Source organism: Arthrobacter sp. P1_B9, from assembly GCF_056406495.1.
On the sequence record NZ_JBFUAA010000006.1, the window covers coordinates 1 to 24,066 of the forward strand.

Annotated in this window: 23 protein-coding genes; 12 read left to right on the forward strand and 11 right to left on the reverse strand. The window is 65.3% G+C overall.

Annotation, left to right across the window (positions count from 1 at the left end):
• The coding region (locus AC1D1A_RS10090; RefSeq protein WP_476947650.1) for a DUF222 domain-containing protein at positions 1 to 960 on the reverse strand (960 nt) is incomplete at its 3' end.
• Positions 961 to 1,156: 196 nt separating this feature from the next.
• Here AC1D1A_RS10090 and ggt point away from each other — a divergent pair.
• Both ggt and AC1D1A_RS10100 read left to right on the forward strand, forming a co-directional pair.
• On the forward strand, positions 1,157 to 2,977 hold the full coding sequence (gene ggt / locus AC1D1A_RS10095) for a gamma-glutamyltransferase (protein ID WP_476947755.1): 1,821 nt from the start codon (positions 1,157 to 1,159) through the stop codon (positions 2,975 to 2,977).
• A 26-nt stretch (positions 2,978 to 3,003) separates the two neighbouring features.
• Positions 3,004 to 3,507 carry a P-loop nucleotide/nucleoside kinase family protein gene (locus tag AC1D1A_RS10100; RefSeq protein WP_476947756.1) on the forward strand — a complete coding sequence of 168 codons (504 nt, stop codon included), beginning with the start codon at positions 3,004 to 3,006 and terminating at the stop codon, positions 3,505 to 3,507.
• Positions 3,508 to 3,592: 85 nt separating this feature from the next.
• On the opposite strand, the gene AC1D1A_RS10105 is transcribed toward AC1D1A_RS10100, so the two are convergent.
• On the reverse strand, positions 3,593 to 5,143 hold the full coding sequence (locus tag AC1D1A_RS10105) for a M1 family metallopeptidase (RefSeq protein ID WP_476947651.1): 1,551 nt from the start codon (positions 5,141 to 5,143) through the stop codon (positions 3,593 to 3,595).
• A 248-nt stretch (positions 5,144 to 5,391) separates the two neighbouring features.
• On the opposite strand from AC1D1A_RS10105, the gene AC1D1A_RS10110 reads away from it, so the two are divergent.
• Genes AC1D1A_RS10110 through AC1D1A_RS10120 form a run of 3 tightly spaced genes read left to right on the forward strand, consistent with a single transcriptional unit; the run spans position 5,392 to position 8,851 of the window.
• Complete coding sequence (locus AC1D1A_RS10110) at positions 5,392 to 5,919, forward strand: PadR family transcriptional regulator (protein WP_476886405.1); 528 nt, start codon at positions 5,392 to 5,394, stop codon at positions 5,917 to 5,919.
• Positions 5,916 to 6,629 carry an ABC transporter ATP-binding protein gene (locus AC1D1A_RS10115; RefSeq protein WP_476947652.1) on the forward strand — a complete coding sequence of 238 codons (714 nt, stop codon included), beginning with the start codon at positions 5,916 to 5,918 and terminating at the stop codon, positions 6,627 to 6,629. The genes AC1D1A_RS10110 and AC1D1A_RS10115 overlap by 4 nt, the downstream gene beginning before the upstream one ends.
• Positions 6,626 to 8,851, forward strand: a complete 2,226-nt coding sequence (locus tag AC1D1A_RS10120; protein ID WP_476947653.1) for an FtsX-like permease family protein — start codon at positions 6,626 to 6,628, stop codon at positions 8,849 to 8,851. Before AC1D1A_RS10115 ends, AC1D1A_RS10120 begins: the two co-directional genes overlap by 4 nt.
• Positions 8,852 to 8,884: 33 nt before the next feature.
• Here the strand turns inward: AC1D1A_RS10120 and AC1D1A_RS10125 are convergent, their stop codons facing one another.
• Entirely contained in the window at positions 8,885 to 9,187 is a 303-nt protein-coding gene (locus AC1D1A_RS10125; protein ID WP_476850076.1) for a DUF4193 domain-containing protein, read from the reverse strand.
• Between the two features lie 163 nt (positions 9,188 to 9,350).
• Between AC1D1A_RS10125 and AC1D1A_RS10130 the strand changes: the two genes are divergently transcribed.
• The gene (locus AC1D1A_RS10130; RefSeq protein ID WP_476850075.1) at positions 9,351 to 9,731 is read left to right on the forward strand and encodes a DUF7793 family protein; all 381 of its coding nucleotides are present in this window, start codon (positions 9,351 to 9,353) and stop codon (positions 9,729 to 9,731) included.
• Positions 9,732 to 9,910: 179 nt separating this feature from the next.
• A complete protein-coding gene (locus AC1D1A_RS10135) occupies positions 9,911 to 10,375 on the forward strand; it encodes a hypothetical protein (RefSeq protein ID WP_476947654.1) in 465 nt (154 codons plus the stop codon).
• A gap of 23 nt (positions 10,376 to 10,398) precedes the next feature.
• On the opposite strand, the gene AC1D1A_RS10140 is transcribed toward AC1D1A_RS10135, so the two are convergent.
• On the reverse strand, positions 10,399 to 11,109 hold the full coding sequence (locus tag AC1D1A_RS10140) for a hypothetical protein (RefSeq protein WP_476947655.1): 711 nt from the start codon (positions 11,107 to 11,109) through the stop codon (positions 10,399 to 10,401).
• An 81-nt stretch (positions 11,110 to 11,190) separates the two neighbouring features.
• Here AC1D1A_RS10140 and AC1D1A_RS10145 point away from each other — a divergent pair, with 81 nt between their 5' ends.
• The 3 genes from AC1D1A_RS10145 to cls all read left to right on the forward strand — a co-directional run bounded on the left by AC1D1A_RS10145 (position 11,191) and on the right by cls (position 13,869).
• Positions 11,191 to 11,661 (forward strand): MarR family winged helix-turn-helix transcriptional regulator, encoded by a 471-nt coding sequence (locus AC1D1A_RS10145; protein WP_476947656.1) that lies wholly within the window; start codon positions 11,191 to 11,193, stop codon positions 11,659 to 11,661.
• 75 nt (positions 11,662 to 11,736) lie between these two features.
• The gene (locus tag AC1D1A_RS10150) at positions 11,737 to 11,925 is read left to right on the forward strand and encodes a hypothetical protein (protein ID WP_230011149.1); all 189 of its coding nucleotides are present in this window, start codon (positions 11,737 to 11,739) and stop codon (positions 11,923 to 11,925) included.
• A gap of 477 nt (positions 11,926 to 12,402) precedes the next feature.
• Positions 12,403 to 13,869: a cardiolipin synthase gene (gene cls, locus AC1D1A_RS10155; RefSeq protein ID WP_476850071.1), complete on the forward strand. Its 1,467-nt coding sequence runs from the start codon at positions 12,403 to 12,405 to the stop codon at positions 13,867 to 13,869.
• A gap of 82 nt (positions 13,870 to 13,951) precedes the next feature.
• Here cls and AC1D1A_RS10160 read toward each other — a convergent pair whose 3' ends face one another.
• The 6 genes from AC1D1A_RS10160 to AC1D1A_RS10185 all read right to left on the reverse strand — a co-directional run bounded on the left by AC1D1A_RS10160 (position 13,952) and on the right by AC1D1A_RS10185 (position 20,705).
• Positions 13,952 to 14,638 (reverse strand): TM2 domain-containing protein, encoded by a 687-nt coding sequence (locus AC1D1A_RS10160; protein WP_476858356.1) that lies wholly within the window; start codon positions 14,636 to 14,638, stop codon positions 13,952 to 13,954.
• Positions 14,639 to 15,160: 522 nt separating this feature from the next.
• Positions 15,161 to 16,462 (reverse strand): wax ester/triacylglycerol synthase domain-containing protein, encoded by a 1,302-nt coding sequence (locus AC1D1A_RS10165; protein WP_476886409.1) that lies wholly within the window; start codon positions 16,460 to 16,462, stop codon positions 15,161 to 15,163.
• Positions 16,463 to 16,724: 262 nt separating this feature from the next.
• On the reverse strand, positions 16,725 to 17,273 hold the full coding sequence (locus tag AC1D1A_RS10170) for a hypothetical protein (protein WP_223916845.1): 549 nt from the start codon (positions 17,271 to 17,273) through the stop codon (positions 16,725 to 16,727).
• A gap of 2 nt (positions 17,274 to 17,275) precedes the next feature.
• Positions 17,276 to 17,833, reverse strand: a complete 558-nt coding sequence (locus tag AC1D1A_RS10175) for a hypothetical protein (protein WP_223916843.1) — start codon at positions 17,831 to 17,833, stop codon at positions 17,276 to 17,278.
• Between the two features lie 131 nt (positions 17,834 to 17,964).
• Complete coding sequence (locus tag AC1D1A_RS10180) at positions 17,965 to 20,184, reverse strand: transglycosylase domain-containing protein (protein ID WP_476858359.1); 2,220 nt, start codon at positions 20,182 to 20,184, stop codon at positions 17,965 to 17,967.
• A gap of 14 nt (positions 20,185 to 20,198) precedes the next feature.
• Entirely contained in the window at positions 20,199 to 20,705 is a 507-nt protein-coding gene (locus AC1D1A_RS10185) for an LURP-one-related/scramblase family protein (protein WP_476947657.1), read from the reverse strand.
• 234 nt (positions 20,706 to 20,939) lie between these two features.
• Between AC1D1A_RS10185 and AC1D1A_RS10190 the strand changes: the two genes are divergently transcribed.
• Complete coding sequence (locus AC1D1A_RS10190) at positions 20,940 to 21,440, forward strand: TetR/AcrR family transcriptional regulator (protein WP_476858361.1); 501 nt, start codon at positions 20,940 to 20,942, stop codon at positions 21,438 to 21,440.
• Between the two features lie 2 nt (positions 21,441 to 21,442).
• Here AC1D1A_RS10190 and AC1D1A_RS10195 read toward each other — a convergent pair whose 3' ends face one another.
• Positions 21,443 to 22,375, reverse strand: a complete 933-nt coding sequence (locus AC1D1A_RS10195; RefSeq protein ID WP_476947658.1) for an alpha/beta fold hydrolase — start codon at positions 22,373 to 22,375, stop codon at positions 21,443 to 21,445.
• A 356-nt stretch (positions 22,376 to 22,731) separates the two neighbouring features.
• On the opposite strand from AC1D1A_RS10195, the gene AC1D1A_RS10200 reads away from it, so the two are divergent.
• Positions 22,732 to 24,054, forward strand: a complete 1,323-nt coding sequence (locus AC1D1A_RS10200; RefSeq protein ID WP_476947659.1) for a right-handed parallel beta-helix repeat-containing protein — start codon at positions 22,732 to 22,734, stop codon at positions 24,052 to 24,054.
• Positions 24,055 to 24,066: the final 12 nt, after the last annotated feature.

A 24,066-nucleotide genomic window follows, 5' to 3' on the forward strand; every position in this document is an offset into this window, starting at 1 on the left:
GGCCAGGACCGGGACGGTGACCAGGACCTGCGCCCGCGGGACCGGAACACCCGCGCCGGTGCCGGTGCCGCCGTCGTCCGATCCAGCACCCGTGCCGGTGCCGGTGGTGAGGAGCCAGGTGGCGGTGATGTCGGCGCGGAGCTGGGTCAGGGTCCGGGGCTCGTCCGGGCTCTGGAGGGCGCGGGCGGCGGCGGTGGCCCGGTCCCAGATCCCCGCGGCGGTGTCGGCCGGGAAATAGGCCGAGAGCCAGGCCATGCCGTCCCGGTCCGGGGTGTACTCGACCCGCCGGTCCGCGGCGCTCGTGGCGTGGCGTTCCTCGATGCCGGCGGGGTGGTGGCGTTCGCGCCAGGCGCGTGCCTTGGCCCGGAACCGGGACGGAACGAGCTCCCCGGCCGGACAGCCGCGGGCCGGGTTCGGTGCGGCCGGGTCCAGGAAGTGCGCTTCGAGCCCGGCCGCCCCGGCCGTATCCAGGGACGCGGTTTCGTCCACGAGGATCCGTGCGTGGGCCCAGGAGATCGTGCCGGCCTGCAGGGCGGCCAGGGTCTGCGGCAGCGCCGACATCAGGGCATGGGTTTCGGCGAGGAGGGCCGCGGCGGTGCGTTCGCTGACGGTCAGGACACAGGCGACCTCGGCGACCAGTGCCATCTCCTGTACGGCGCGGTCCCGCGGTGACGGCGCCGGCGGCGCCAGGAACCTGGTTGCGTGCGCGTAGTCGGCGGTCAGCCGCACCCTCAACGCGGCCGTCCGGGCCTCCATCCGGGCGACCTCGGCAAGTCCGTCCAGGCAACCGTCCGCCAGCCGCCGCAGCGGATCGCCGTCTCCCTGCGGGCAGGCAGCAGGCGCATCTGCATGGTCAGCCCCAGCGGCGGCGCCGGCCAAGGCGGCAAGCGCGGCAACCGAGGCGGCGACGGCTTCTATCGCCGCACCGCTCTCCGCACTCAACACTGTCCTGCTCTCCACACTCAGATCATCTCAGGAGCCACCGACAATTTTTGATGAAACTGAAGTGACCGAGCACCCGGCAGTCCACTTCTGACGGCGGCTGAAAGATCATCCAATGCCATCGACGCGAGTGTTGAGTGTCGCACGCCTGCGTAGTAGCGTGACAAGCATTGTCAATACGCGTAACACGGACTCGGGAGCGATCATGGCATATATGACACGTGGGCTGGCGGCTGTCACGGCGGCCCTGGCATTGAGCGTGACCGGTGGCGCCGTCGCCGCACCTGCGCAGGCCGAACCGCGGGAGACCGCAAAGACGCCAACCGCCACTGGGTACGGCGGAGCGGTGAGCACCGTGGATCCGGAGGCATCCGCTGCGGCGATCGAGGTCCTCGGCAAGGGCGGTAACGCAGCGGACGCCGCCGTCGCCGCAGCCGCGACCCTTGGCGTGACTGAGCCCTACAGTGCCGGGATTGGCGGCGGAGGCTACTTCGTGTTCTACGACGCGAAAACCGGCAAGGTGGGCACGATCGACGGCCGCGAGACCGCACCGGCAGGAATGCCGCACGACGCGTTCATCGACCCGGCGACCGGCAAGCCCTTCAATTTCACGCCCGAGCTCGTCACAAGCGGCGTCTCCGTTGGCGTCCCCGGCACCCCGGCCACCTGGGCGCGTGCCCTGGACCGGTGGGGCACGTTGAGCCTCGGCGATGCCCTCAAGCCTGCCATCAACGTGGCCACCCGTGGATTCGTGGTCGATAAGACGTTCCGCCAGCAGACCCTCGACAACAAAGCCCGGTTCGAGGCGTTTCCCTCGACCAGCAGCCTCTACCTCCCGGGCGGTGACGCCCCCGCCGTCGGCAGTGTCTTCCAGAACCACGACCTCGCCGATACATACCGGCTCCTCGCGAAAAAGGGCACGGACGGCTTCTACGGCGGGCCGCTTGCGGCCGAGATCGCGGCCACGGTGCAGGCTCCGCCCAAGACTTCCAACACGAAGCTGCCCGTTCCGGCAGGCCACCTGACGACGGCGGATCTCGCCGCATACCGCGCCCTGGATCAGGCGCCCACGCACGTGGACTACCGCGACCTGGACGTCTACGGCATGGCGCCCTCCAGCAGCGGCGGCACCACGGTGGGCGAGGCGCTGAACATCCTGGAGCCTTCCAACCTGTCCGGGATGTCAACGCCGGGCGCCCTGCACCACTACCTCGAGGCCAGCGCGCTTGCTTTCGCGGACCGTGGCAAGTACGTGGGGGACCCCGCGTTCGTGAGCGTTCCCACCGCCGCGCTCACGGACCCGGTGTTCGGCAAGGAGCGCGCCTGCCAGATTGATCCGCTGCACGCGGCGGCGAAGCCGGTCGCGCCGGGGAATGTGTCCTCGTACGACGGCGCGTGCCCGGCCGCCGCCGTCGCGCCTGCGGTCGAGTTGGACACCGAGAACATCTCGACGACCAACCTGACCGTCGCGGACAAGTGGGGGAATGTGGTCGACTACACGCTCACGATCGAGCAGACCGGAGGGTCCGGCATGGTGGTCCCCGGCCGCGGCTTCCTGCTCAACAACGAGCTGACCGATTTCTCGACCGTCTACGACCCGGCCGACCCGAACCGGATCGAGCCGGGGAAGCGCCCGCGCTCGTCCATGTCGCCGACCATCATCCTCAAGGAGGGCAGGCCGTTCCTCGCCCTCGGTTCGCCCGGCGGATCGACCATCATCACAACTGTCCTGCAGACCGTCCTGAACCGGGTGGATCTTGGCATGACCATCTCCGAGGCGATCGCCGCACCGCGTGCCTCGCAACGGAATGCGGCCAAGGTCACGGCCGAACCCGAGTTCATCGCCAAGTACGGCAGCCAGCTGGCACCGTTTGGCCATCAGCTCACGCCGTCGGGGGATGCGTTCACGTCGGCAGCGGAGATCGGCGCCGCGACCGCCATCGAGTTTCTGCCCGACGGCGGCATGGTCGCCGCCGCCGAGCCCGTCAGACGCGGAGGGGGATCGGCGATGGCCCTCAAGGCGTCGCGGAGGTAGAGCCAATCGCTAAAACCCTGATTCTGATAAACGGTCTTCCTGGCTCCGGGAAGACCACGCTCAGTCGTCAACTCGGCCAGGCACTGTCAATCCCCGTCATCTCCAAGGACAACCTCAAGGAAGCACTCGCAGACATCGCGTTAGGGAATGTCGGAAGCGGCCGGCTCGGGCAGATCGCTTCCGACACCATGTGGCAGTTGGCGGCGTCGATCCCGGGGGCAGCCATTGTGGAATCGTGGTGGTACCGCCCACGTGACCTGGACTACGTGGCCAAAGGCATCGCTCAATCGGGAAGCCCGAACGTAGTAGAGATCTGGTGTGAGATCGACCCGGAATTGGCCAAGGAGCGATATGAATCTCGTCAGAGGCACGCGATTCATTCAATGGGCGAAGCGGCGGCGACCGCCTGGGCCGATTGGACAGCAAGCGCGGTTCCTCTGTCTCTCGGCCCAACGCTCTCGGTGGGGACATCAGCACCCGTTCACCTTGCCGGGTTGCGAGAACGACTGGGCCCGTTGATGGCCTTCTAACCTCAGGACGGGGGTGGTTCCGACGCGTACCGCGATGGGGCCGAAGAAGGCGCAGGTGAGAATCATCTTCTTGGCAAGCCCACCACTACCGGAGTGTGCTCCGCGGCGAGTTGTGGGAATGCGTGGGGGCCGGTCCTGCGATCACGAGAGTTTTCGCTCCCGCTTGCTGTGGCATCGCCGGGCGGTCGCCTTCGCGCAGCCAGTCGTCAAAGAACGCGTCGAGCTGCTGGCCGGAGGCCTTTTCCATCACGGCTTCGAAGTCTTCCGTCGTCGCCGTCGAGTCGTTGTAGCGGCTCAACCACGTCCGGGTGCCGCTGAGGAATGCCGCGTCGCCGATCTTCGCGCGCAGCGCGTAGAGGGCAGCCGCGCCGCGGAGGTAGACCTGGCCCGCGAACAAGTTATCACGGCCCGGGTCTGCGATGTTCAGCGCCCAGCGGTTGTTCGCGTCGAGGTATGCCACCGCGTCCCCGAACTGTTCCGGCATCGTGGCCGTGCCCTGGTGTTCGGCCCACAGCCACTCGATGTACGTCGCCCAGCCCTCGTTCAGCCAGATGTCCTGCCAGTCGGACGGGCTTACCGCGTCTCCGAACCACTGGTGCCCGAGTTCGTGCACCACCGTGTATTCGTCCGCAACCTCCGAGTAGACCGGCCGCGTCTGCGTCTCCAGCGCATAGTCGACCGTGTCGTCGTCGACAATCGCGCCGAAGGCCTCGAACGGGTACCGCCCGAACTGGCCCTCAAGGAATGCGATCATCTTGGGCTGCAACGCAAGCGACGCCTTCGTCTCGGCCAGTGCCGCTCCCGTCACGTCCGCGTCGATCGCATTGATGATGGGCAGCCCGTGCGGACCGACGTCGTACGACAGGGCAAAGTCGCCGACGTTCGCCGTCGACAGATAGCTGGCCATCGGGTCCGAGGCCTTCCACGTCCACGTGGTCCATCCCGCCTTCGTCGCCGGCCGGCCGACGGGCAGGCCGTTCGCCACGGCCGTCTTCCCCACCGGCACCGTGATGCGGAACGTATAGGTCGCCTTGTCTTCAGGGTCGTCATTCACGGGGTACCAGGTCGCCGCACCCTCGGGCTCATTGACGACCATCGCACCGTCAGCGGTGGTGACCCAACCGTAGAGCGCTCCGGTGGTGTCGAGCGGCCGGCCGGTGATTCCGCCGTACTCGATCACGATCGACGTCGTCTGTCCGGCCTTCAGCTTCGGCCGCAGCCCGACCGTGAGTTCCCAGATCCGGTTCGCGTCGTTCTGCACTTGGGACCACTTGGCGGCCTTGCCGTCAACCTGGACCGACGTGACGCCGAGGCCGCGCAGGTCGAAGTTGAGCGACTCCAGGTTCTGCTTCGCACGGACGGTGACAGTCGCGACCCCGCTGAGGCGGCCCGCGAGCACCGCGGGATTGGTCGGTGGCGTATAGCGGAGGGCGAGGTCGTAGTGCAGGACGTCGTAGCCGCCGTTGCCGGCGAACGGGAAATACGCGTCCCCGCTGCCGGGAGCGCCCGCCGTGTAATGGCGGTTGTCGTGGCTGGGGGCGGCCTGCGCAGCCCCGCTGATTGCGCCGACGCCGGCCACGGCCAGCACGAGGATGACCGCTGTCCGGCGCAGCCGCCCTCTGAAGTGCTGCCTCATCACCGATTTCCTCCATCCAGGTCTCGGGATGTCCATCTGGGTGAAACAGCAGAACCGTTGTCCCGAACAGAAACGATCTCGGTCTGAGAAGTCATGACCGTGCCCCCAATGCAGTTGTGGAATGTCGCCCATGATCCCCACCGCAACTTTGGAAAACCTTGGTACCTGTCAGAGGTGAAGCCGCCGGGCCCACGAAAGCCCGACGATGCGCTGGACTCCGACTATGCACTGAGTGTATAGATGGGGGTGTGAACAACTCTCTTGCCCTCCTCGGGCTGCTGAGCCGGGAGCCCAGCTATGGGTACGATCTGAAGCATTCCTATGACCGCTATTTCGGCACCCAGAAACCGTTGGCTTTCGGGCAGGTGTATTCCACGCTGGCCCGGATGTTCCGTGACGAGCTGATCATCGCTTTGGGGGAGGAGAGCGGCGGCGGTCCGGACCGCAAGAAGTACGAGGCCACGGTTGCCGGCCGTGACAGGGTGCGGCAGTGGCTCTTTACCCCCGATGTGCCCTCCGAAACCCTGCAGAGCGAGCTGTTCGCCAAGACCGTGGTCGCCTTGCTGCTCGACGACGATGCCGACCGGTTGTTGGATGCGCAGCGCGCCGAGCACATGGCCCGGATGCGCGAACTGACCCGCCTCAAGCGCGACGCCGACCTGCTGCAGGTGCTGATGTGCGACTACGGCCTCTTCCACATCGAGGCTGACCTGCGCTGGATCGAGCTGACCAGTGCCCGGCTGTCCCAACTCCAAAAGGAGCTCCAGAGCGCATGAGCACGATCGACACCACTGCACCCATCCTCAGCGCCCGCGGTGTCCGCCACGCGTTCGGACAGACCGAGGCGCTGCGCGGTATCGACGTCGACGTTCACGCCGGTGAGGTACTCGCGGTCATGGGCCCGTCGGGGTCGGGTAAGTCCACCCTGCTGCACTGCCTGGCCGGCATCCTTGCCCCGGACGGCGGCGCCGTGGCCTATGCGCCCCGCGGCCAGGAGCCCGTCAGCATCAGCGGACTGGGTGAGGCTGAAAGGTCCCGGCTGCGTTTGACCGACTTCGGCTTCGTTTTCCAGTTTGGCCAGCTGCTGCCCGAACTCACGGCGCTGGACAATGTCAGCCTTCCCCTGCTTCTGGGCGGTACCAAACGGGCCGAAGCACGCCGGCGCTCGCAGGAAGTGCTCGAACGGCTCGGGCTGGACGGATGCACTGCCAAGCTGCCGGGGGAGCTCTCGGGAGGCCAGGCCCAGCGGGTGGCCATCGCCCGCGCCCTGGTGACCTCTCCCGCAGTCTTGTTCGCCGACGAACCCACCGGGTCCCTGGATTCCCTGGCGGCCGAGAACGTCCTGACGCTGATGCTGGACCTTGTCCGGGAAGCCGGCACCACCGTAGTGATGATCACCCACGACGCCCGGACCGCCGCATATGCCGACCGGGAAGTGATCGTGCGCGACGGAAGCGTCGCTGCCGGCCACCGGGTGCTGGCATGAACCCGGCACTTCTGAAAATAGCGCTGCTTGGCAGCAGGTCCTCCTGGGGCCGGATGGCCGGTGTAGGCGGCGGCGTGGCAATCGGCGTGTGCCTGGTGCTCTTGCTGTGGAGTGCGGCGAACGGTCTGGCCCAGCGCGACGCGCGGGGCGCCTGGCTCCGCGAGCTGGGCCAGCCCTCGGTCACCCTTGCGCTGGCAGCCGACGGGCTCACCGCCAGCGGCCGTCCGGAACCGATCCCGTTGACACCGGACAAGATTCTGCTGGGATTCCCGGCGGATATCTTCCGTGACCAGCTCATCAGTCATCGCGACGTCGCCGCGCTCCCCGCAACCACCGTGAAAATTCCGGGCATCGAGGCCCCGCCGGCACCGGGAGAGTACTACGCCTCGCCCGCCCTGCAGCGACTGATCGAATCGACTCCGGCTGAGGAGCTGGGGGACCGGTACGGTCAGTTTGCGGGCGTCATCGACGACGCCGCCCTCCCGGGCCCCGATGCCTTGGTGGTCATCACCGGCGTTACGGAGGCCCGGCTCCGGCAGGGTCCGGCGGCAATGTTCGTCACGGACTTCACCACCAATCCCTACGGCGAGAGCGCCAGCCTGTACCGCACGGCGCTGCTGGTCGGCGGAATCGCGGTGCTGTTCCCGGTGCTCCTGCTGGTCAGCATCGCGACAGGCCTGGGCGCGGCCCAGCGCCGGGAACGCTTTGCCACCCTTCGCCTCATCGGCGCGTCGCCGCGGCTGATTTCAGGAATGGCGGCCGTGGAGACCGCCATCCCCAGCGTGGCCGGTGCCCTGCTCGGCGTCGTCATGGCGGCTGTGTTCGGGCCGGTCGCAGCCCAGATCCCCGTCAACGGCACTAGAGTGTTCGTGGCGGATTTCACGTTCGGCGCGGGATTCGCGGCGACCGCCGTAGTGCTCGTGGTGGCCGCCTGCGCGCTGGTCGCCGCCGGCCGCACCGCCAGGACGGGCATTGGCCCGCTGGGAGTTACACGGGCCGTGCATGAGATAGCGCCCACGCTGTGGCGGGCCGTGCCGCTGCTGGCCGGCCTGGCGGGCATGGCCACAGGCGCCGTGTTGGCCAGGATCGACACGGACGGCAACCCGTGGACTTCTCCGCTGCTGCTCGGCGGCTTCGCGCTGACCGCCGTCGGCATCCTCACCATCGGCCCGTGGCTGACCCGGATGGCCAGCACCATCGGCCTGCACCAGGCGCGCAGCGCAGCCTCGGTCATCGCCGCCAGCCGCATCAGCAGAACGCCCGTTGCCACCTTCCGCTCCGTGTCCGGGCTGGTCATTGCCGTCTTCATGGTCTCCGTCTTCGCCGGAGGCGCCAGCGCAATTGAAACCGCTCAACCGCCTGAGGCCCGTCCGGGATTGCTCCTGCCCACCAGCGTCTACGCGCTCGTGGCGCCCGGACACGCTGCCGGCCAGGTGTCGGCCGCTGCCCAGAGGGCTGGGGAACGTGCCGGAATCCGCGACGTCACCATCGGCTACGCCCCTGCTGCCCCCGGCCCGACGGGCATCGATGACATCTACATCGCGGCCGGGGATGCACCGTCACTCGGGTTCCCGGAGAGCCGGGCAGAGCACCTTGCGGCCTTCGATGCGTCGTTCTTGAATTCCTGGACCACCGCGCCGGTCCCGCTCACGGCCGCGCCCGTCCAGAGCCTGGCCGGCCTGGCTCCGGTTGTCATGGTAGCCGGTACCGACGGGACACCTGCGGCGATTGACCGGGCGCGCACGGCCTTGAATACGTCGGGGGTCACTGCCACGCCCGCCACCTCCCGAGCGGACACCGCAACGACGAGCAGCGCCCGGCTCATCCAGGGGCTGGCGGCCCTTGCCTACCTCGGCGCCTTCGTCGCCGTAGTCATCGCCGGCATTTCGCTGGCCGTGTCCACGGCTGCCGCGATCCTGGACCGAAAACGCGTGCTGGGCCTGATGCGGCTGATGGGCATGCCCGTTGAAGTTGTTCGCGGGATCATCGCAAGAGAGGCCGCGGTTCCCCTTGTGGCAGTGCTTCTGCTGTCAGCCGGGCTCGGATTCTTCGTGGCCTGGCTGATGGTTATCTCATTTGGCGGGGGCCGGAACATCACCTGGCCCAGCCCCGGATATTACGCCGCCCTGTCCTTCAGCATCCTGCTCGCACTGGCCGCAGTGGCAGCTGCCTTCGGCCTGGTCCGTTCCAGCACCGCTATCCCGGCCACCCGATTCGAGTAAGAACACGGACCTGGCTTTGGGCCTTCCCCGCTTCTAGCCCTCGCAGTCCGTGCAGTAGATATCGGTGCCGGACCGCCGGGCGATCTGGGAACGGTGCCGCACCAGGAAACAGGAGCTGCAGGTGAACTCGTCGTCGGCCTGGGGGATGACCTGGACAATCAGCTCTTCGGCGATGAACTCGCCGCCGGGGACTCCGGCCCCGTCCAGCCCGTCGGCCTCGTCCAGTTCCTGGACGACGCTGCGGGCGTCCGGCGCGTTGGCGGACTGAAGTGCTTCCAGGGAGTTTTCCTGGGTTTCCTTAACGTCCGAGCGGACTTCGTCGTAATCGGTTGCCACGTGGCTTGTTCGCTTTCTCGAGTCTTAACTAGGCTAAGTGCAACGTACGGCACCCCGCGGTTGTTCCGCAGGCGAGGCCAGAATCCACGCCGTGCGGCGTTCGCCGGCCACACCATGGGCGCGGTGCCGGGCGCCGCCGCAGTTCGGGCCTAGGATCAACGGCATGATGCAGGGACCAATCGACGCCGCCGACGGGAAGAACTCGCTCAGCGTCGATGCTGGGATACTCGAGAGCGTCTGGCGCCCGGGTTCCTTTGTGGACGCCGAAGATGCCAGGGACGCCATGCTTGCCGTGGACCGGATCAGTGGCGGGACGCCGATGCCAATGCTCTCCGAGATGACCGACGTGGTGTTCAGCGCGGCGGCCAGATACCAATTCGCACAGAGCAGGGGCGTGGTGGCCATCGCGGTCCTCGGATCCAGCACAGTCGACAGGGTGATCGCTTCCGCCACGAGCCGGGAGACCAAGTACCCGCACGAGTTCTTTACATCCAGGACCGACGCAATCGCATGGCTGAAGGAAGTCATCCAGAGCCGCGATTAGGAATTGCCACAGGGCCTGGCACCGCAATCAAATCCACTCCCGATCCGAGACAGACCGGTCTTTCCCGTTGTAAAGTGTCTTCACGGTCTTCCGCCCCGCTGGCTCCAGGAATGTATGCAGGGCTCTCGGGATCGTGGCCGGTTCCGGGCTCTGCCGGAACGGGAACAAAGGAATCGCCAATGTCCATTGACTTGTCGTCCCGTGCGGAACCCTCACACGGACACACGCCCACGGACGCGTCGGTCAATGGGCCGGAGGACAGCTGGGCGCGGGGGATACGCCTGCAGGCCACCGAGATCATCGCCGAAGTGCTGTCTGATTCTTCGCCGGGGCAGGCCCGTGCACGGGAGCAGCTGTGCCGTTTGCTGCAGGCCAACCCGGGCCGGCCGGAAGCAGCGCTGGCGGAACACCTGATCGCCCTCCGGGAAGAAACTGCCCGGGACCGCCGAACCAACCTGACACTCGTCAAGGACGAAGGGGCGGCGGAAACGCCCGCACAGCCCCCGTCATCAGGCGCCGGACGGTCGACCGGGCGCCGTTCAGCCGCCCGCCAACCCCTGCTGCATCACCGTCCCATCGAGCGCGTGCGCTATGGCCGCGCGGATGCGGGCGTGCTCGGAGGCTTTTCCGGGGAGGGAGCCTAGACCGGGCGGCCAGCTCGACAGGCTCACGGTTCGCGTCGGTTCGCGGCAGCCCGGCTCCGCGGCAACAGGAATCCGACGGCAACAAGCCAGAGGAGGCCGCCGAACCGCCCGACGGGCAGCAGGAACTGGAGCGGCTCGATCACCATGGAGAGGAAACTTAGTTCGGACAGGGCGGCGATGACCAGGCCGGCCCAGGCCAGCCAGCGCGGCACGAAGCGCAGGATGAGGGCGGGGACGGCGATTCCGGCGATGAGGAGTCCCAAGCCGACGACATAGGCGACGCCGCCCGTGATGAATGCGAGAAACGACAATGCATGGGTCAGCGGCACATCCGTGGTGTTTTCCGGGCGGCTCAGGACCCACCCCACGGCGGCCGAGAGCATGAGGAAAACCGAGGCGGCAATGCCGCCAAAGAAGCCGATTGCAGGCCCGGGGACGCGCACGCCAAGCCGGAGCTGCCGGGCGTAAACGGTGGCCGCAAAGATGCCGAGCGGGACCGCTGAGCCGAATTGGAACAGGCTGGCGAGCCGCACGGCGTCGGTGTTCCCGTGAAAATATGCCGCGACCTGGCCGGCGGGGGAGAAGGGCGAGACGTAGGCCTGCCCGTTGGTGAGCATCGCGCTGCTGAGCAGGGCTCCGATCGTGAGTCCCAGACTCACGGCCGCCAGGATGCCCGGGTTGGGGCCGCCGGATCGCGTCGAGGGAGCAGTGTGGTGGGAGGACAGGTCAGTCATGATCGCTTCTTTCCGATAATTACGTCACAACTAAAATGATTCACCTCTTGAATGATTCTGTCAATGGCGTAATATTGGGGCATGGACTCACCGGATCCGCCGCGGCCGAGGCGAACCGCCTTCCTGCTGTCCCAGCTCGGGGCGCTGGCATCGGGACGCTTCGCCGAGCGCACGCGCGAACTCGGCCTGACCCCAAGCGACGCGGGTGTCCTCCGCCTGCTCGGCCGCAGCCCCGGACTGAGCCAGCGGTCCTTGGCCGACCGCCTGGGCGCGGTGCCGAGCCGAGTTGTTCCCCTCATCGACTCGCTGGAAACGCGAGGGCTGGTGGCCCGCGTGCGCAGCAGCGCCGACCGGCGGAGCTACGAGCTCCGGCTGACGGCCGAGGGTACGAAGGTTCTCGGAGCACTGCGCGGAATCGCCGAACGGCACGAGGCCGAACTCCTGGCCCCCCTGACCAGCGAACAGTCTGCGCAGCTGGGGATCCTGCTGGCCAGGTTGGCCAGCGCCCATGCCCTCGACACGGACCTGCATCGGGACACGAGGCCGGAATGAACCCGGCGTGCCGGCCGGTTCTTCGAGGCGATAGCCGTCCTTTTCAGCCGGCGGGCAGTGTGGGATCATCCCGGTATGGGCGAAAATACTGAACCGCGGGTGACCTTGCCCTCCGGCCCCGAGCGCCTGAAGGGCACGCATCACCGCGACGTTGATGGCTACGGAAATCCGATTACGCAGCAGCTGCGCATCATCGGTCAGCGGCGCCGCGAAGCCGAAGAAAAGCTCGACCGGCACCTGCAGGACGCACGCAAGAGCCACTGAGCGCGGCATGGGCGATGGTAAAGGCAGGCACCCGTGGGGTGCCTGCCTTTCCTTTCCGTGCCCGTCTACTTGGCGGCCACTGCGAACGGCGACGCCTTCTCGGGCGCAGCCACGGGCCCTGCCGCGGCTCGGAACGGGTTGCAGATCCTTACAGCCAGGCGGGCGGACTTTTCCGCGGACGGGTCCGGGATTTCAGTCGCCTGCGAGCCCAGCTGGTCGAACCCGACTCGGAACTCGCGCTACGCATTTCCGGAATTTCACCCGCAGCGGGTGAGGCCCATGCCGGACCTAATGCAAACAATGGTCATACCCTCCAAAGAGAGGGCTGAGGGACAGGCCGTCCCGGAAACGAGAACGCATCTTTGAGAGCAGGAAAAGCAAATGAGTTTCCGGGAAGACTATTGGGATATTTTGACGGAACCAAGAGCCGGGTGCTGGTCTGACGGCGTTCGCGCCTTGAAGTACGTTTAGGCAGCCGTGCGCGGATTCTTCCAGGACGCGGAAACGTTTGCCTTGCTCCTGCTGGCGGCCCACATATTACTCGTGACCGTCGCAGCTGTCCTGGTGTCGATGAATCGCCGTCCATCCTCTGCCATTGCCTGGGTGCTTGCCATAATTTTCATACCGATCCTTGGTGCCGTCGCATATTTCTTCGTTGGTTACTCGAAACTGCCCAAGGCGCGCAGGGACAAACAGCGCGAAGTTAACGCTCTGGTCCTGTCGCGGACTGAAGGTAGCCCGTTCATTAGCCGCGGCCTTGATTGGCCGGAATGGCTGCATTCGGCGGTGGTGTTGAACAGCAACCTTGGGGCCCTCCCTATGGTCTCGGGCAACAGTGCGACCCTGTTGGGCGAGTACAACGGAGCTTTCGATGCCATGATCGCTGATATTGATTCGGCCACAAGTTATGTGCACGTGGAGTTTTACATCCTCGTGCTGGACGCAACGACAGAGCCGTATTTTCAGTCGCTGGCCCGGGCACGACGGCGCGGCGTTGACGTGCGGGTTCTGTCCGATCATTTGGCTGGCCTGAAGTTCCCCGGCCGGAAAGAAACCCTGGAGTTCCTCCAGGAGATAGGGGCGGAATATCGCCCCATGCTGCCGGTGCGGCCGTGGCGTGGCGAATGGCAGAGGCCGGACCTGCGCAATCACCGGAAGATCTGCGTCGTCGATGGCCGCGTGGGATTCACGGGGTCCCAGAACCTCATCGACGCGAGCTACGACACGAAAAGCAACCTGAAGCGCGGGCTTCAGTGGCACGAACTGATGATGCGCGTTGAAGGACCAGTGGTCCGGGAGCTGGATGCGGTCTTCGCGACAGATTGGTACAGCGAAACGGGTGTGATCCTGCCACTGGATTCCAGCGCCATAGGCGTCAGTCATCATTCTGCACTCATCGACGCACAAGTCCTGCCCAGTGGCCCCAGCTTCGACAACGACAACAATTTGAAGCTCTACGCGACGCTTATCCACAAAGCTGAGCGTCGCGTCAGCATCACCAGTCCATACTTTGTCCCGGACGAATCCATCCTCATGGCTATTGTCACGGCAGCTGCGCGGGGGCTGAGCGTCGAGCTCTTTGTTTCCGAGGTCGGCGACCAGAGCATGGTCTATCACGCGCAGCGTTCGTACTACGAAGCACTGCTTCGCGCCGGCGTCAGGATTTACCTTTACCGGGCGCCGAAGGTGCTGCACTCCAAGCACTTCACTATCGATGAGGAAGTTGCGGTGATTGGCTCCAGCAACATGGATGTGCGTTCCTTCAGCCTCAACATGGAGGTATCCGTACTTGTGCACGGGCGCGATTTTGTGGACGCAATTCGCGGGATCGAAGACGGGTACCGCGTGGAAAGCCGCGAGCTGCAGCTCGAGGACTGGATCCGGCGGCCCGTAGCCCAAAAAGTATTCGACAACCTGGCGCGCCTGACCGCGTCTCTTCAATAGGGAACAGGTTCAGAGCCGACGGCGCTGCAAACACCGAGGCCATGGCCCGGAAACCCCCGGACGTGCTCAGGCTCAGTCGGTGCTACCCGGAGGGCCGGTATTCCTGGGCCGTAAGGTGCCAGACGGCTCCGGTGGTGCTGACTATCAGCGCGTATGTCCCCGGAGCCAGGCTGATGCCGATCGCCCCGGCGCCGGCCTTGGCCAGGGACAGCACGGTGAGGGCCGGTCCTTTCACGGGTTGGAGATAGGCAATGGCGGCCCCGGTGAAGGTGTACTCGATGTGAAGCCTGCCGGTGAGGGTTACGAGTGGGCCCGGGAGTTTTGTGCCGGAGGCCTCCGCGACGGTGACCCATTCTTTCACCGGGGGCGGCGCGGCCGGATGCAGCAGTGCGTTCATCGCGGCAACTGTGGCGCTGACAGTCCTGGTGACGGGGGCGGCGCTGACGCAGACCACCGCACCGGCGAGCGTGACGACCAGGACAGTCGAGGCCAGGCGCAGGCCGCGTCGCAGGGAGTTGGTCCCGGCCAACGGCATGGATGCCCCGTCGGCAGCGTACTCATTGGTGATCCGGAATAGGTCAATGAGCCACCAGATGCCGGCGCCGCCCAGCGTCAACAGCTTCAGGGTGCCGGTAAACGGCTTGTGGAGGTAGAACCTGTCCGCGCCGCTGAAGCCCAGGAACAATGACAGCAGCCACGCCGTGCGCAGGGAACGCATCGGCGGCAGGTCACCGTCGAAGACAAGCCCGTACTGCTCGGTTATGGGCACATTCCCGATTCTGGAACAGCCACGTCCGGATGTCCACGGTCATGCGGTGTGCGCTTGCGACATGTACCGTCACGGTCCGTCCTGCGACTCGCGTTCCGGAGGCATGGTCGCTGCGGTGGCCGCAGCCGGTTCCGCCGGACGTTTTCCGGTGGCACTCCAGCTGGTGAGGAAGTCGAGCTGGCAAAGAAGGCGCGGCCCGAATGCCTAAAGTTATGGCCCGGTTGCGGGCAGGACACTCAGTCCATCGATTAGGGTCGGGGCATGACCTTGAGCTTGGACGGCCCGCCGGACATTCGTGAGCAGGAATGCTCCTGTTGCGCATGTCTACCGGAGGGACACGTCGACGAGCCCTTGGACCGGGCGGATGACACACGATGGCGCCAGTCCGGGTTTTTGGACAAAGGTCCGTAAACGCCTGGAAACACGCCGTTAGCCAGCGCCCCGTCAGTCTCTTAGGATCCCACCCGCGGAGAATGCGCCGAGCCGTCGGCTCTTCATGACCGGATATTCTCGGGTCGAAGCTTATGAAGGCCCGGTCACCATCAGAGCTTCAAGTGCGCTGGAAAGTTCGTCACGCAGTCCTGTCAGGTCCGGGCAAGTCCCGGGATCGGCGATTGTGGTGATGGTCAGCGTGCCGGCGTAGGAGAAGACTGCAAAGGCAACCGTTACGTTACCGCTGATCGCTCCGAGTGGAATGATCCCGGTTACCGGCCTGCCCGCGATCGCCAGGGCTCGTTCGGGCCCCCGCAGGTTCGTGACGAATGTATGGACAAGGTGTTGGTGGTCTATGACGAAGCGGTAGGCGCCAAGGTGCGCTGCGGCCCGGGATATGGGGCCGATGATTGCAGTGGAGGCCCCGGGAGGCCGCTGCTTGACACTCCTCATCGTTGCGGCAACAGTTGCCACCCGTCCCTTGGCCGGACCGACCGCGGGAACGGTCACCGGGATGATGCCGCTCCGGTTCCCCAGATAGGTGATTGTCGTGTGGCGGCGTGCCGAAAACAGCACAGAGATGACGAACTCTTCGACATATTCGCCCCGTGCCAGGAGCAGGCGGTGCAGGGCGGTCGCGACGGCGGTGAGGATGAGATCATTGACGGTCGCTCCCTGCATGTGCGCGGCGTCTCTGACGGCCTCCATGTCGCAGCGGAGGACGGCAAGCGTCCGTTGCGGACCTGTCGGGCGGTTGAGTGAGGTGCGGGCAGCCCGGGGTTTGCCCGTCTGCCGCAGTTCGGAGGCTCCGGCGGCTGCGGTCCGCAGTGCGGCCGGGAGCCGGGCCAGTGCGTTGAATCGGCTCCTTGCAGCATCAAGGGCCAGGTAGAGCGCCGAGTATGGAATCTCTGGCTCCCGGCGACCGTCCCACCCGGCTTCCGCGGCTGCCAGGGCCTCCAGGACGGCGAGGCCCCCAATTCCATCTGTGAGGACATGATGGAAAACGAAAACAAGCGCTGACCGGTCCTGGCTCACGCCGGTGATGAGCTTGGCTGACCAGAGAGGACGGTCGCGGGACAGCGGCGCAGCGAGCATTTCGGCTGCGATGTTGAGCACGGCTTCCTCACCGCCGGGCGCCGGACAGGCGATCACGCCCAGATGGTGTGCCGGATCAAAGCCGGAATCATCCGCCCAAATGGGCCGCCCGCAGCCGAAGGGGACAGAGACCAGCCGCTGGCGCAGCCGGGGGACAGCGCCGAGCCGACGGGCCAGTGCTTCCAGGAGGGGTGCCGAATCGTCGCTGCCGTCCGTGCTGAGCATGAGGATGGCCCCGACTTGCATTGGCGCTGAGCCGATGTCCGCGTCCAGGGACATCATGTCCTCGGCGCTCACCCGGTCAACATGTTGTCTTGGCGTCATTTTCGGTCCCCGGAACCAGATCTCTGAATTCTCTGCACTCCTGGGAGGGAAGAAAACAGCGACCCACAAGTTGCTGAGCAGAGACAGCCTGCGACCCGACGTGGTCGTCATGTCCTCACTGTTGGGTCTTTGGGGCCCAGACGCTAGGGCAGAACGTCCCGCTTGCCCGCCATAGCCGAAGAGCCACCAGCGGCGCTGGATGATTTGGAGCAACGACGGCGGCAGGCTCCCGCCGCTAGGACGCTTTCGCGCTGGTGGTACCGGGGCCGGCGTTGACTGCTGCCGCCACCAGGCGGTCGAAGCTGGCGGTTCCGTTCTCCGGAGGCACAACCGTGAACACCGCAACCCATTTCTCGGGGGCATGTTTCTCCAGCGTTGACGCCCGGGCCACATGCAGGTTCAGCCCGGGTACGCCGCTGACAAGGAGCGGAAGCTGCTCGCCGGTCTTGGTCATGTGCCGGAACTGCCTGACCGACAATTGGTCACCCGGGCTGCTCGTGACCTCTGCGAGGGTGTCATTGATCCTCTTGGTCAGCCCCCGCATGAAGCGCTGCTGGGCCATGACCGTGCGCACCGTCAGAAGCGCGGCGAAGAAGAGGGTGAACAAAACCAGCGCACCGAAACTTCTGAGGAAGGGCAGAAAGATCATCAGGAACAGGCACAGAATCAGCCCCAAAATACTCGACATGATGAACTTGAAGACGGGGTTTTCGCCCGGTTTCTTTGACCAGCGAACGAGGGCGACGATGTCCTTCCGGGGCTGATCGCGCCGTGAAATTTCCATGATTAGTACCCCTTCACTTCCATGAGCGCTTCGGCCAGGATGATTGCCTCGCGTGCTTCCTTGAGATCGCCCAGCAACCCCATATCGGGAATGGCTCCTTTGGCCGCGGTGGAGCCGGCGATTTCGGAAAAGATGCTGCTCAACTTTTCGCGGTCCTGTGACAGCATCCGGGACGACGTCAGCTTAATTCTGCTCAGCTCAAGCTCCAGCAGTGACTTGTCGATGGCCTCACGACGCCCTTGCATGACCGCCAGCTTCTCGGTGACACGCTGGACACGGCCGCGGAGCATTGATTCCATCTTTCCTGCCACGACGTGGAGCTCGCACAGCGCGGTGTACGACTGCGGGGACCCGGAGTGAACGGCGAGCTGCTCACCGACGTAATGGCGCCGTCGTTCCCATTTCCGGACGGCGGACTCAGATGGTCCCAAGAGGAGGGAAACGGCTGCCAGTGCTTTGTCCAGCGACGCGGCCCGGGTGCTCAGGCTGCTGGTGGCGGCGTCCAGCCTCGACAGGAACGCGTCGTAGTTGTCGTGGGGCTGGGCGCTATCGGGATTCATGAGCCACCCGCGCGCGGTGGCGCGATTCCCCTCGCCGGAAATTGGCCCCGTCTCCCATGGCAAGAGGATAGAGGCTCGGGGCCCCGTTGGCATAGAGTGCGGTTTTGGATCCGGAGCATTTCGGGCCAGTGTCAGCGACACAACGCACCACTAACACCGGGGAAGCACGGCGTGCGGGTCGTCGGGGGCGTGCGGCTCGCGGAGGGCGTCCGGGTCATGGACTCCGGCGGCGCCGGGAAGGGGGCGGTGGGGTAGTAACGGGCGACCTGTCGCATGTAGTTCGCCCACTGCGGGCCGGCGAGCATGTAGCCGTCAATGGCCTTGTAGAACTTGCCGTTGATGGTGATGTTCTGCCCGGGCCTCTTCTGGCCCTCCAGGGCGTCGCCGAAGAAGGAAGCCGTAGCGAGGCCGCTTGTGTAGCCCACCACCCAGGTGGCGCCATTGGTATTGGACGTGCCTGTCTTGGCCGCGACCGGGAACCGCTCCTGGACCTTGGGCTTGATGTAAACGCCGGACCCGCGTTTCAGCACGTCCTGCAGCACGGCGTTCACTCCGCGGGCGACCTCGGGCTTGATCGCCTTGTGACAGGAGCTGGTCTCGGCCGGCAGTTTCTGTCCCGCCGCGTCGTTCACTGCCGAAATGGCAATCGGCGTGCAGTAGGTTCCGTCGTTGGCAAAGGTGGCAAACGCGTTGGCCAGATGGAGAGGCGCCACGCCAATGGCGCCCAGCAGATTGCCCAGCTGGTGCATGTTGATTTGGGCGTTGTCCACGCCGCTGTGGAGCCCGGCGGCATCGACCATCTTCTGGATGCCGCAGAAGTCGAGTTGCGCGGCCTCGGCGAAGGTGGCGGTGTTGATGGAGTTATACAGCCCGTAGTCCACGCGCATGCGGCGGTAGTACCCGGCGTCGTTGTTCTGGAGGTCGTCCGCCGCGCCGAGGCTCTTCTGGCTGGTGCTGTAGGCCCCGAGCACCCTGCCGCAGCTTGATCTCCAGCGGAACCCGAGCGGATAGGAGCGCCGGGACGCGTCCACCATGGCGGAAAGGGATTTGCCCTCGTTGAGCCATTCGGCAAACGTGAACGGTTTCATGGTGGAGCCGGGCTGGAACCCGCCGGCGCCGTTGAGGTCGTTGCCGTTGGCGTCCTTGGAATCGACGTTGAAGTTCAGTTGCGTGTCGAATTTGCCAGGTGCCGGGAGAAACACGGTGTTTTGCGCCATCGCCAGGATCTTGCCGGTGCCGGGTGCGATGGAGACCATCGCGGCGCCCCACTTGTCCGGGTTGGCCCCGGCCGTGGCATCGACCTGCGCCTGCGCGGCCACTTGGAGCCGGCTGTCCAGGGTGGTGGTGATGGTCAGGCCGCCGCGGAACAGCTTCCGCTCGCGTTCGGCAATATCCGCGCCGTAGGCCGGATTGTTGAGAATGAGGTGGGAGACGTAGTCGCAGAAGTACGGTGCCATTTCCGCGCCGGCGCATCCCTGCCTCCCGGGGGTGATCTTGAGATCCACCGGGGCGGCCACGGCCGCTTCGTGCTGCGCTTGGGTGATGGCGCCATAGCTGAGCATCTTGGCGAGAACCTGGTTGCGCCGCTGGACGGCGTTTTCCGGATGGACGTCAGGATTATAGAAGCTGGGGCTGTTCACGAGGCCGGCCAGCAGGGCAGCCTGTGGCAGCGTGAGGTCCTTGGCAGTGGTGTTGAAGAAGTAGCGGGACGCAGCTTCGATGCCGTAGGCGTCCCGGGCGAAAAACACGATGTTCAGGTACCCCTCCAGGATCTGGTCCTTGGTGTATTTCTTCTCCAGTTCGACGGCGAGCCTCATCTCGCGGATCTTGTCGGCCATGCTCTTTTGCCCGTTGAGGACAATCTGGTCGCCCTTGTCCGCCGACACGAGGGATTCATTGAGCACGTTGGTGACGTACTGCTGGGTCAGGGTGGAGGCACCCTGCCTTCCGCCGTTGGTCAGGTTGGACACCAGCGCCCGGAGAATCCCCTGGGGGTCAATGCCGGCATGTTCGTAGAATCGCCGGTCCTCGATCGCGACGATCGCGTCCTTGATGTACGGGGACATTTGGTCGAGCCGGACCTTCACGCGGTTTTCAGCATAGAAGGTGGCGATCGGTTTCCCGTCGGCGGTGAGCACCCTGGTCGATTCCGACGGCGGATCAACAGTCAGTTCCGAGGGGAGGCTGTTGAACAATTTGATCGAGTCGCTGACGGCGACGCCGGTCGCGGCCACGGTGGGCACCAGAAGGCTGGCGGCCAGGACGCCGCACACCGCGCTCGCCGTCAGGAACCCGAATAGCCTCCACAGGGTCGTGGCTACTAGGGATCCGGTGCTTTTCCTGGGCGACATGCTGCCTGGACAGGCTAGGTCAATGAGTCGATGGCGACGGTGATCGCCAGGAGGAGCGGGACGTCCTCGCCGCCCGCGACTTCGACGCCGTAGGACTCGCGCACGCGGAACCACTTCTTGGAGATCGTGGCGACCGTTTGGCCGTCGCGCTCGATCTCGTACTCGTGGTCGACGATGTTGCCGTGTGCCTTCATGTCGGGGCCGCCTTTTACGTCGATCGAGAAGCGGTCCCGGAGCCCAACCAGGGCCTTGTGGACTGTCGCGGCGGTGTCGCCGCCGCGTTCGATGGCCACCTTGTCCCGGACCGAGAGCTTGCGCTCCTGGATGCTCGCCACCTCGTTTCCCGAGGTGTCCTCCAACACGAACGTGTCCCGGATTCGGACCGCCTTGCCGTTGACCTTGTAGGCGCGTTGGCCGTGGCTGTCTTCGATCCAGAAGTCGTCCCCGATCGACAGCAGTTTCTCGCGCATCTGAAACCGCTCGCCCATGGGTTCGTCATGCCGGTGCCGCAATAGTCCCATGCCCTGACCATAGGACCGCTCCGCCGGCCGGCACCTCACCCGAACCGGATGGTCCGGGCGGCTGACCTGTCCCCGCTGGTAACCTGAACATCATTGTTTGAGTAGTTGAATGGGCTGGGAGGGCCGGTGCCGGGAGTGCAGAAAGAACGCACCAAGCGGGCGGACGCCGTCCGGAACAAAGATGCCATCATTGACGCCGCGTTGACACGCCTCAGTGACAATCCCGGTGCAAGCATGGCTGAAATTGCTCGGGTTGCGGGGGTGGGCAGGGTGACCCTCTACGGCCACTTCGCAGACCGGAAGGACCTGGTTGGCGCGGTGTTCGAGAGGGCCATGGACCGCGCCGAGGCCGAACTCGCCGCTGTAGACATCGAGCAAGACACCTGGAACTCCCTGCAGGAGATCATCCAGTCATCCTGGCGGGTCCTCCATCAATTCAACGCGCTTTTGGCGGCGGCCGAACCATACCTCTCAGCCGACCAAATCAGGGCTCACCACGACAAGCCGCTGGCCAGGGTGATGTCGGTGCTGGAAAAGGGCAGGAGTGAGGGGATCTTCCGTACCGATCATTCCCTCACGTGGCAGGCCGCCTGCTTCTACGCCATCCTCCACAGCGCGGCGGCCGAAATCCGGGCGGAACGACTGGATGAGGTCGCGGCGGCAAAGATCCTTCCGTCAACGATCCGGGCCCTCCTGGTCCCGCCGGACCTGCCGACCGATAAGTCTCTCCACTAGATCTACCGGGTGCCGCCGTGGCGCAGGAACTCGGCGATCTTCGTTGCCATGGCCTTGGACTGCGTCCAGTGCAGGTAGTGCTCGCCCCCAAGGACCACCAGCTCGTGGCGCCGTACGTTGGCCAGCTGCCGTTCGTGCGCGCCGTACCAGTCCGGCTGCTGGTTCATCGTGTCCTGTGACAGGAAGTAGAGCACCGGAAGTGCGTCGGGGTAGCGGAGATCCTGGAGCTTGGCGGCATTCTCGCCCATCCGGAGAGTTTCATCAGTGACTGCCGGGTTGCCGAAGTTCCAGCTCGTTATCTGACGCATTTGTTGGCGTTCAGCTGCCGTGAAGCTGCCGCCGCCGGGTTCTCCAAAACCCAGCGCCGTGGCCCAGCGGACCAGGCCTGTGGCCGACGGTGCGTGCGCCCACCAGTAGTCCGCTGCAGGAGCCTCGGCGGGGTCGGTGGTTCCGCCTACGGACATCCTGCTGGCCGGAACAGTGGGGTCGATGCCGATAACGGCGGACACCTCCGCTGGATACTTGTTCGCGTAGTACAGCGTGGAAAAGCCGGCGATCGAGTGGCCCATGAGAGTGTAGGGCGCCCTGATGCCGAGCTTTGACAGCACTTCATGAAGTTCTTCGGTGATGTTTTCAACGGTCCTTGGCCGGGCAGTCATGTCGCTTAAGCCGTAGCCGAATCCCTCAACAACCACTGTTCGGAAGCCGCGCATTTCCCGGACCAGGGGGGCAAAATCGAGCCCCGGGGCAGGGGTCCCGAGTCCACTGAGCAGCACGACCGTCGGCCCGGTCTCGCCGGTGCGGGTGACATTGATGGTTCCCTCATTGAGGTGAACCATTTCGCCGTATGCGACCGTGTGGGACTTTTCGATCTGTTCCAGGATGAGATTGGCCGACGTCGAGGCGGCGAGCAAGCCGGCAATGCTCAGCGCCACCACCCCCGCCATGCGATGGCCCCGCCTCCACCGACGCTTGCGGGGCGGATTGTCCAGGACTGGGAGGGTAGGGCGCGGCATCATGGCAAGACTCCAGGACGAAGGAACTGAGGTAGGCGGTGCGACGTCTCCGCGCTGGGACCGGTCCGGTCAGGCACTTTTGCTGACCAAAATAAATTATACAGCGCTGTTTGAGATAAAGCTCTGGTTGATCATGCCCAAGCTTTTTACAACCCCCGCCCACTAGGGTCGGCGGATGACCTAAGCCCGCGTCTCGACTCATGGCCGCAGCCGGAGCGGACATACTCAAGGTCGCGGAGCTCTCCTCCTCTGACCATCAAACCGCGAGGATCGCCATGAGAATTAACTCCGTTCGCTCAGCCGTAACCACCCTGATCCTGACGGCCGGCTGGTTGGCGGTGGGCCTCCCGGCGCCGGCCCAGGCCGCGGGCACTACGTACTTCGTCAGTGCCTCGGGGAGTGACACCAATCCGGGAACCTCCAGCGCTGCGCCGTGGAAGTCACTGTCGAAGGTCAACTCGATCGTCCTCAAGCCCGGCGACACGGTCAGTTTCCGCRGGGGCGACACCTGGGCCGGAGGCATTGTGACCACCCAGAGCGGAACCGAGGCCGCACCCATCACCTTGACCGGCTACGGGACCGGCAATGCCCCGACGATTACCGGCGGCAAGTCTGGAAACTGCATCAGGATCAACGGCAACTTCACCACCGTTGACGGACTTCGGGGCGTCTCCTGCGGCTACGCGGGCATCAGCGTCACCGGCGACCGCAATACGGTCCGGAACTCCAGTGCCTCCAACAACGCTGTTGGCATCAAGGCGGGGACCGGGTCTGACTTCGGGAAATACACCGGCAACGTCCTGACCAACAACAACGTCATGAACGTCCTGACGCAGGGCACGAACTGCGGGACACCCCAGGCCGTGAACTGCAATGACGACTCGGGCGCTTCCGGCGTGCTGATCAACGGCAACGACAACGAACTTTCCGGCAACACGGTCAGCGGCTCCACTGCGTTTTCCTACGATTACACCCGCGACGGCGGTTCCTTCGAAATCTACAACGGCAGCCGGAACTACATCCATCACAATGTGTCCTTGGACAACAACAACTTCTCCGAGATCGGAAGGTCCTCCGGGACGGCCGACGGCAACACCTACCGCTACAACCTGGTCCGGTCGACCTGTGGTGCCAACTGTGCCCAGGCCAAGGGCTTGATCGCCCGCGGTGCAGGGACGTCCTTCGGGCCGACGAACGGCACAGTCTTCGAATTCAACACCGTGTATCTGAACGGGCCACAGTCCCAGGCCGTTGTCTGCCATGCGGGCTGCCCTGCATCGACCGTGATCCGCGGCAACATCCTGGCGGGCGTCAGGAACTCCTTATGGATCAACGGCTCGGGTTGGACCGAGAACCAGAACGTCCTCAATGGCCCGGTCAACTTCGTACCGAACAGCACGTCCACCACTGCGTCTGCGCGCTTCGTGAACGCACCGGCCGATCTCCGCCTGACCGGCACCAGCCCGGCCATCGACCGCGCCGGAACGAGCCTGTCCGCCGTCGACCTCGCCGGAAGTCCGGTGCCCCAGGACGGGGACTGCAACGGGACGGCCGCTGCCGATTCGGGGGCCTACGAGTTCGACTCGCCCAGCTGCTGACCTACGTTCCGC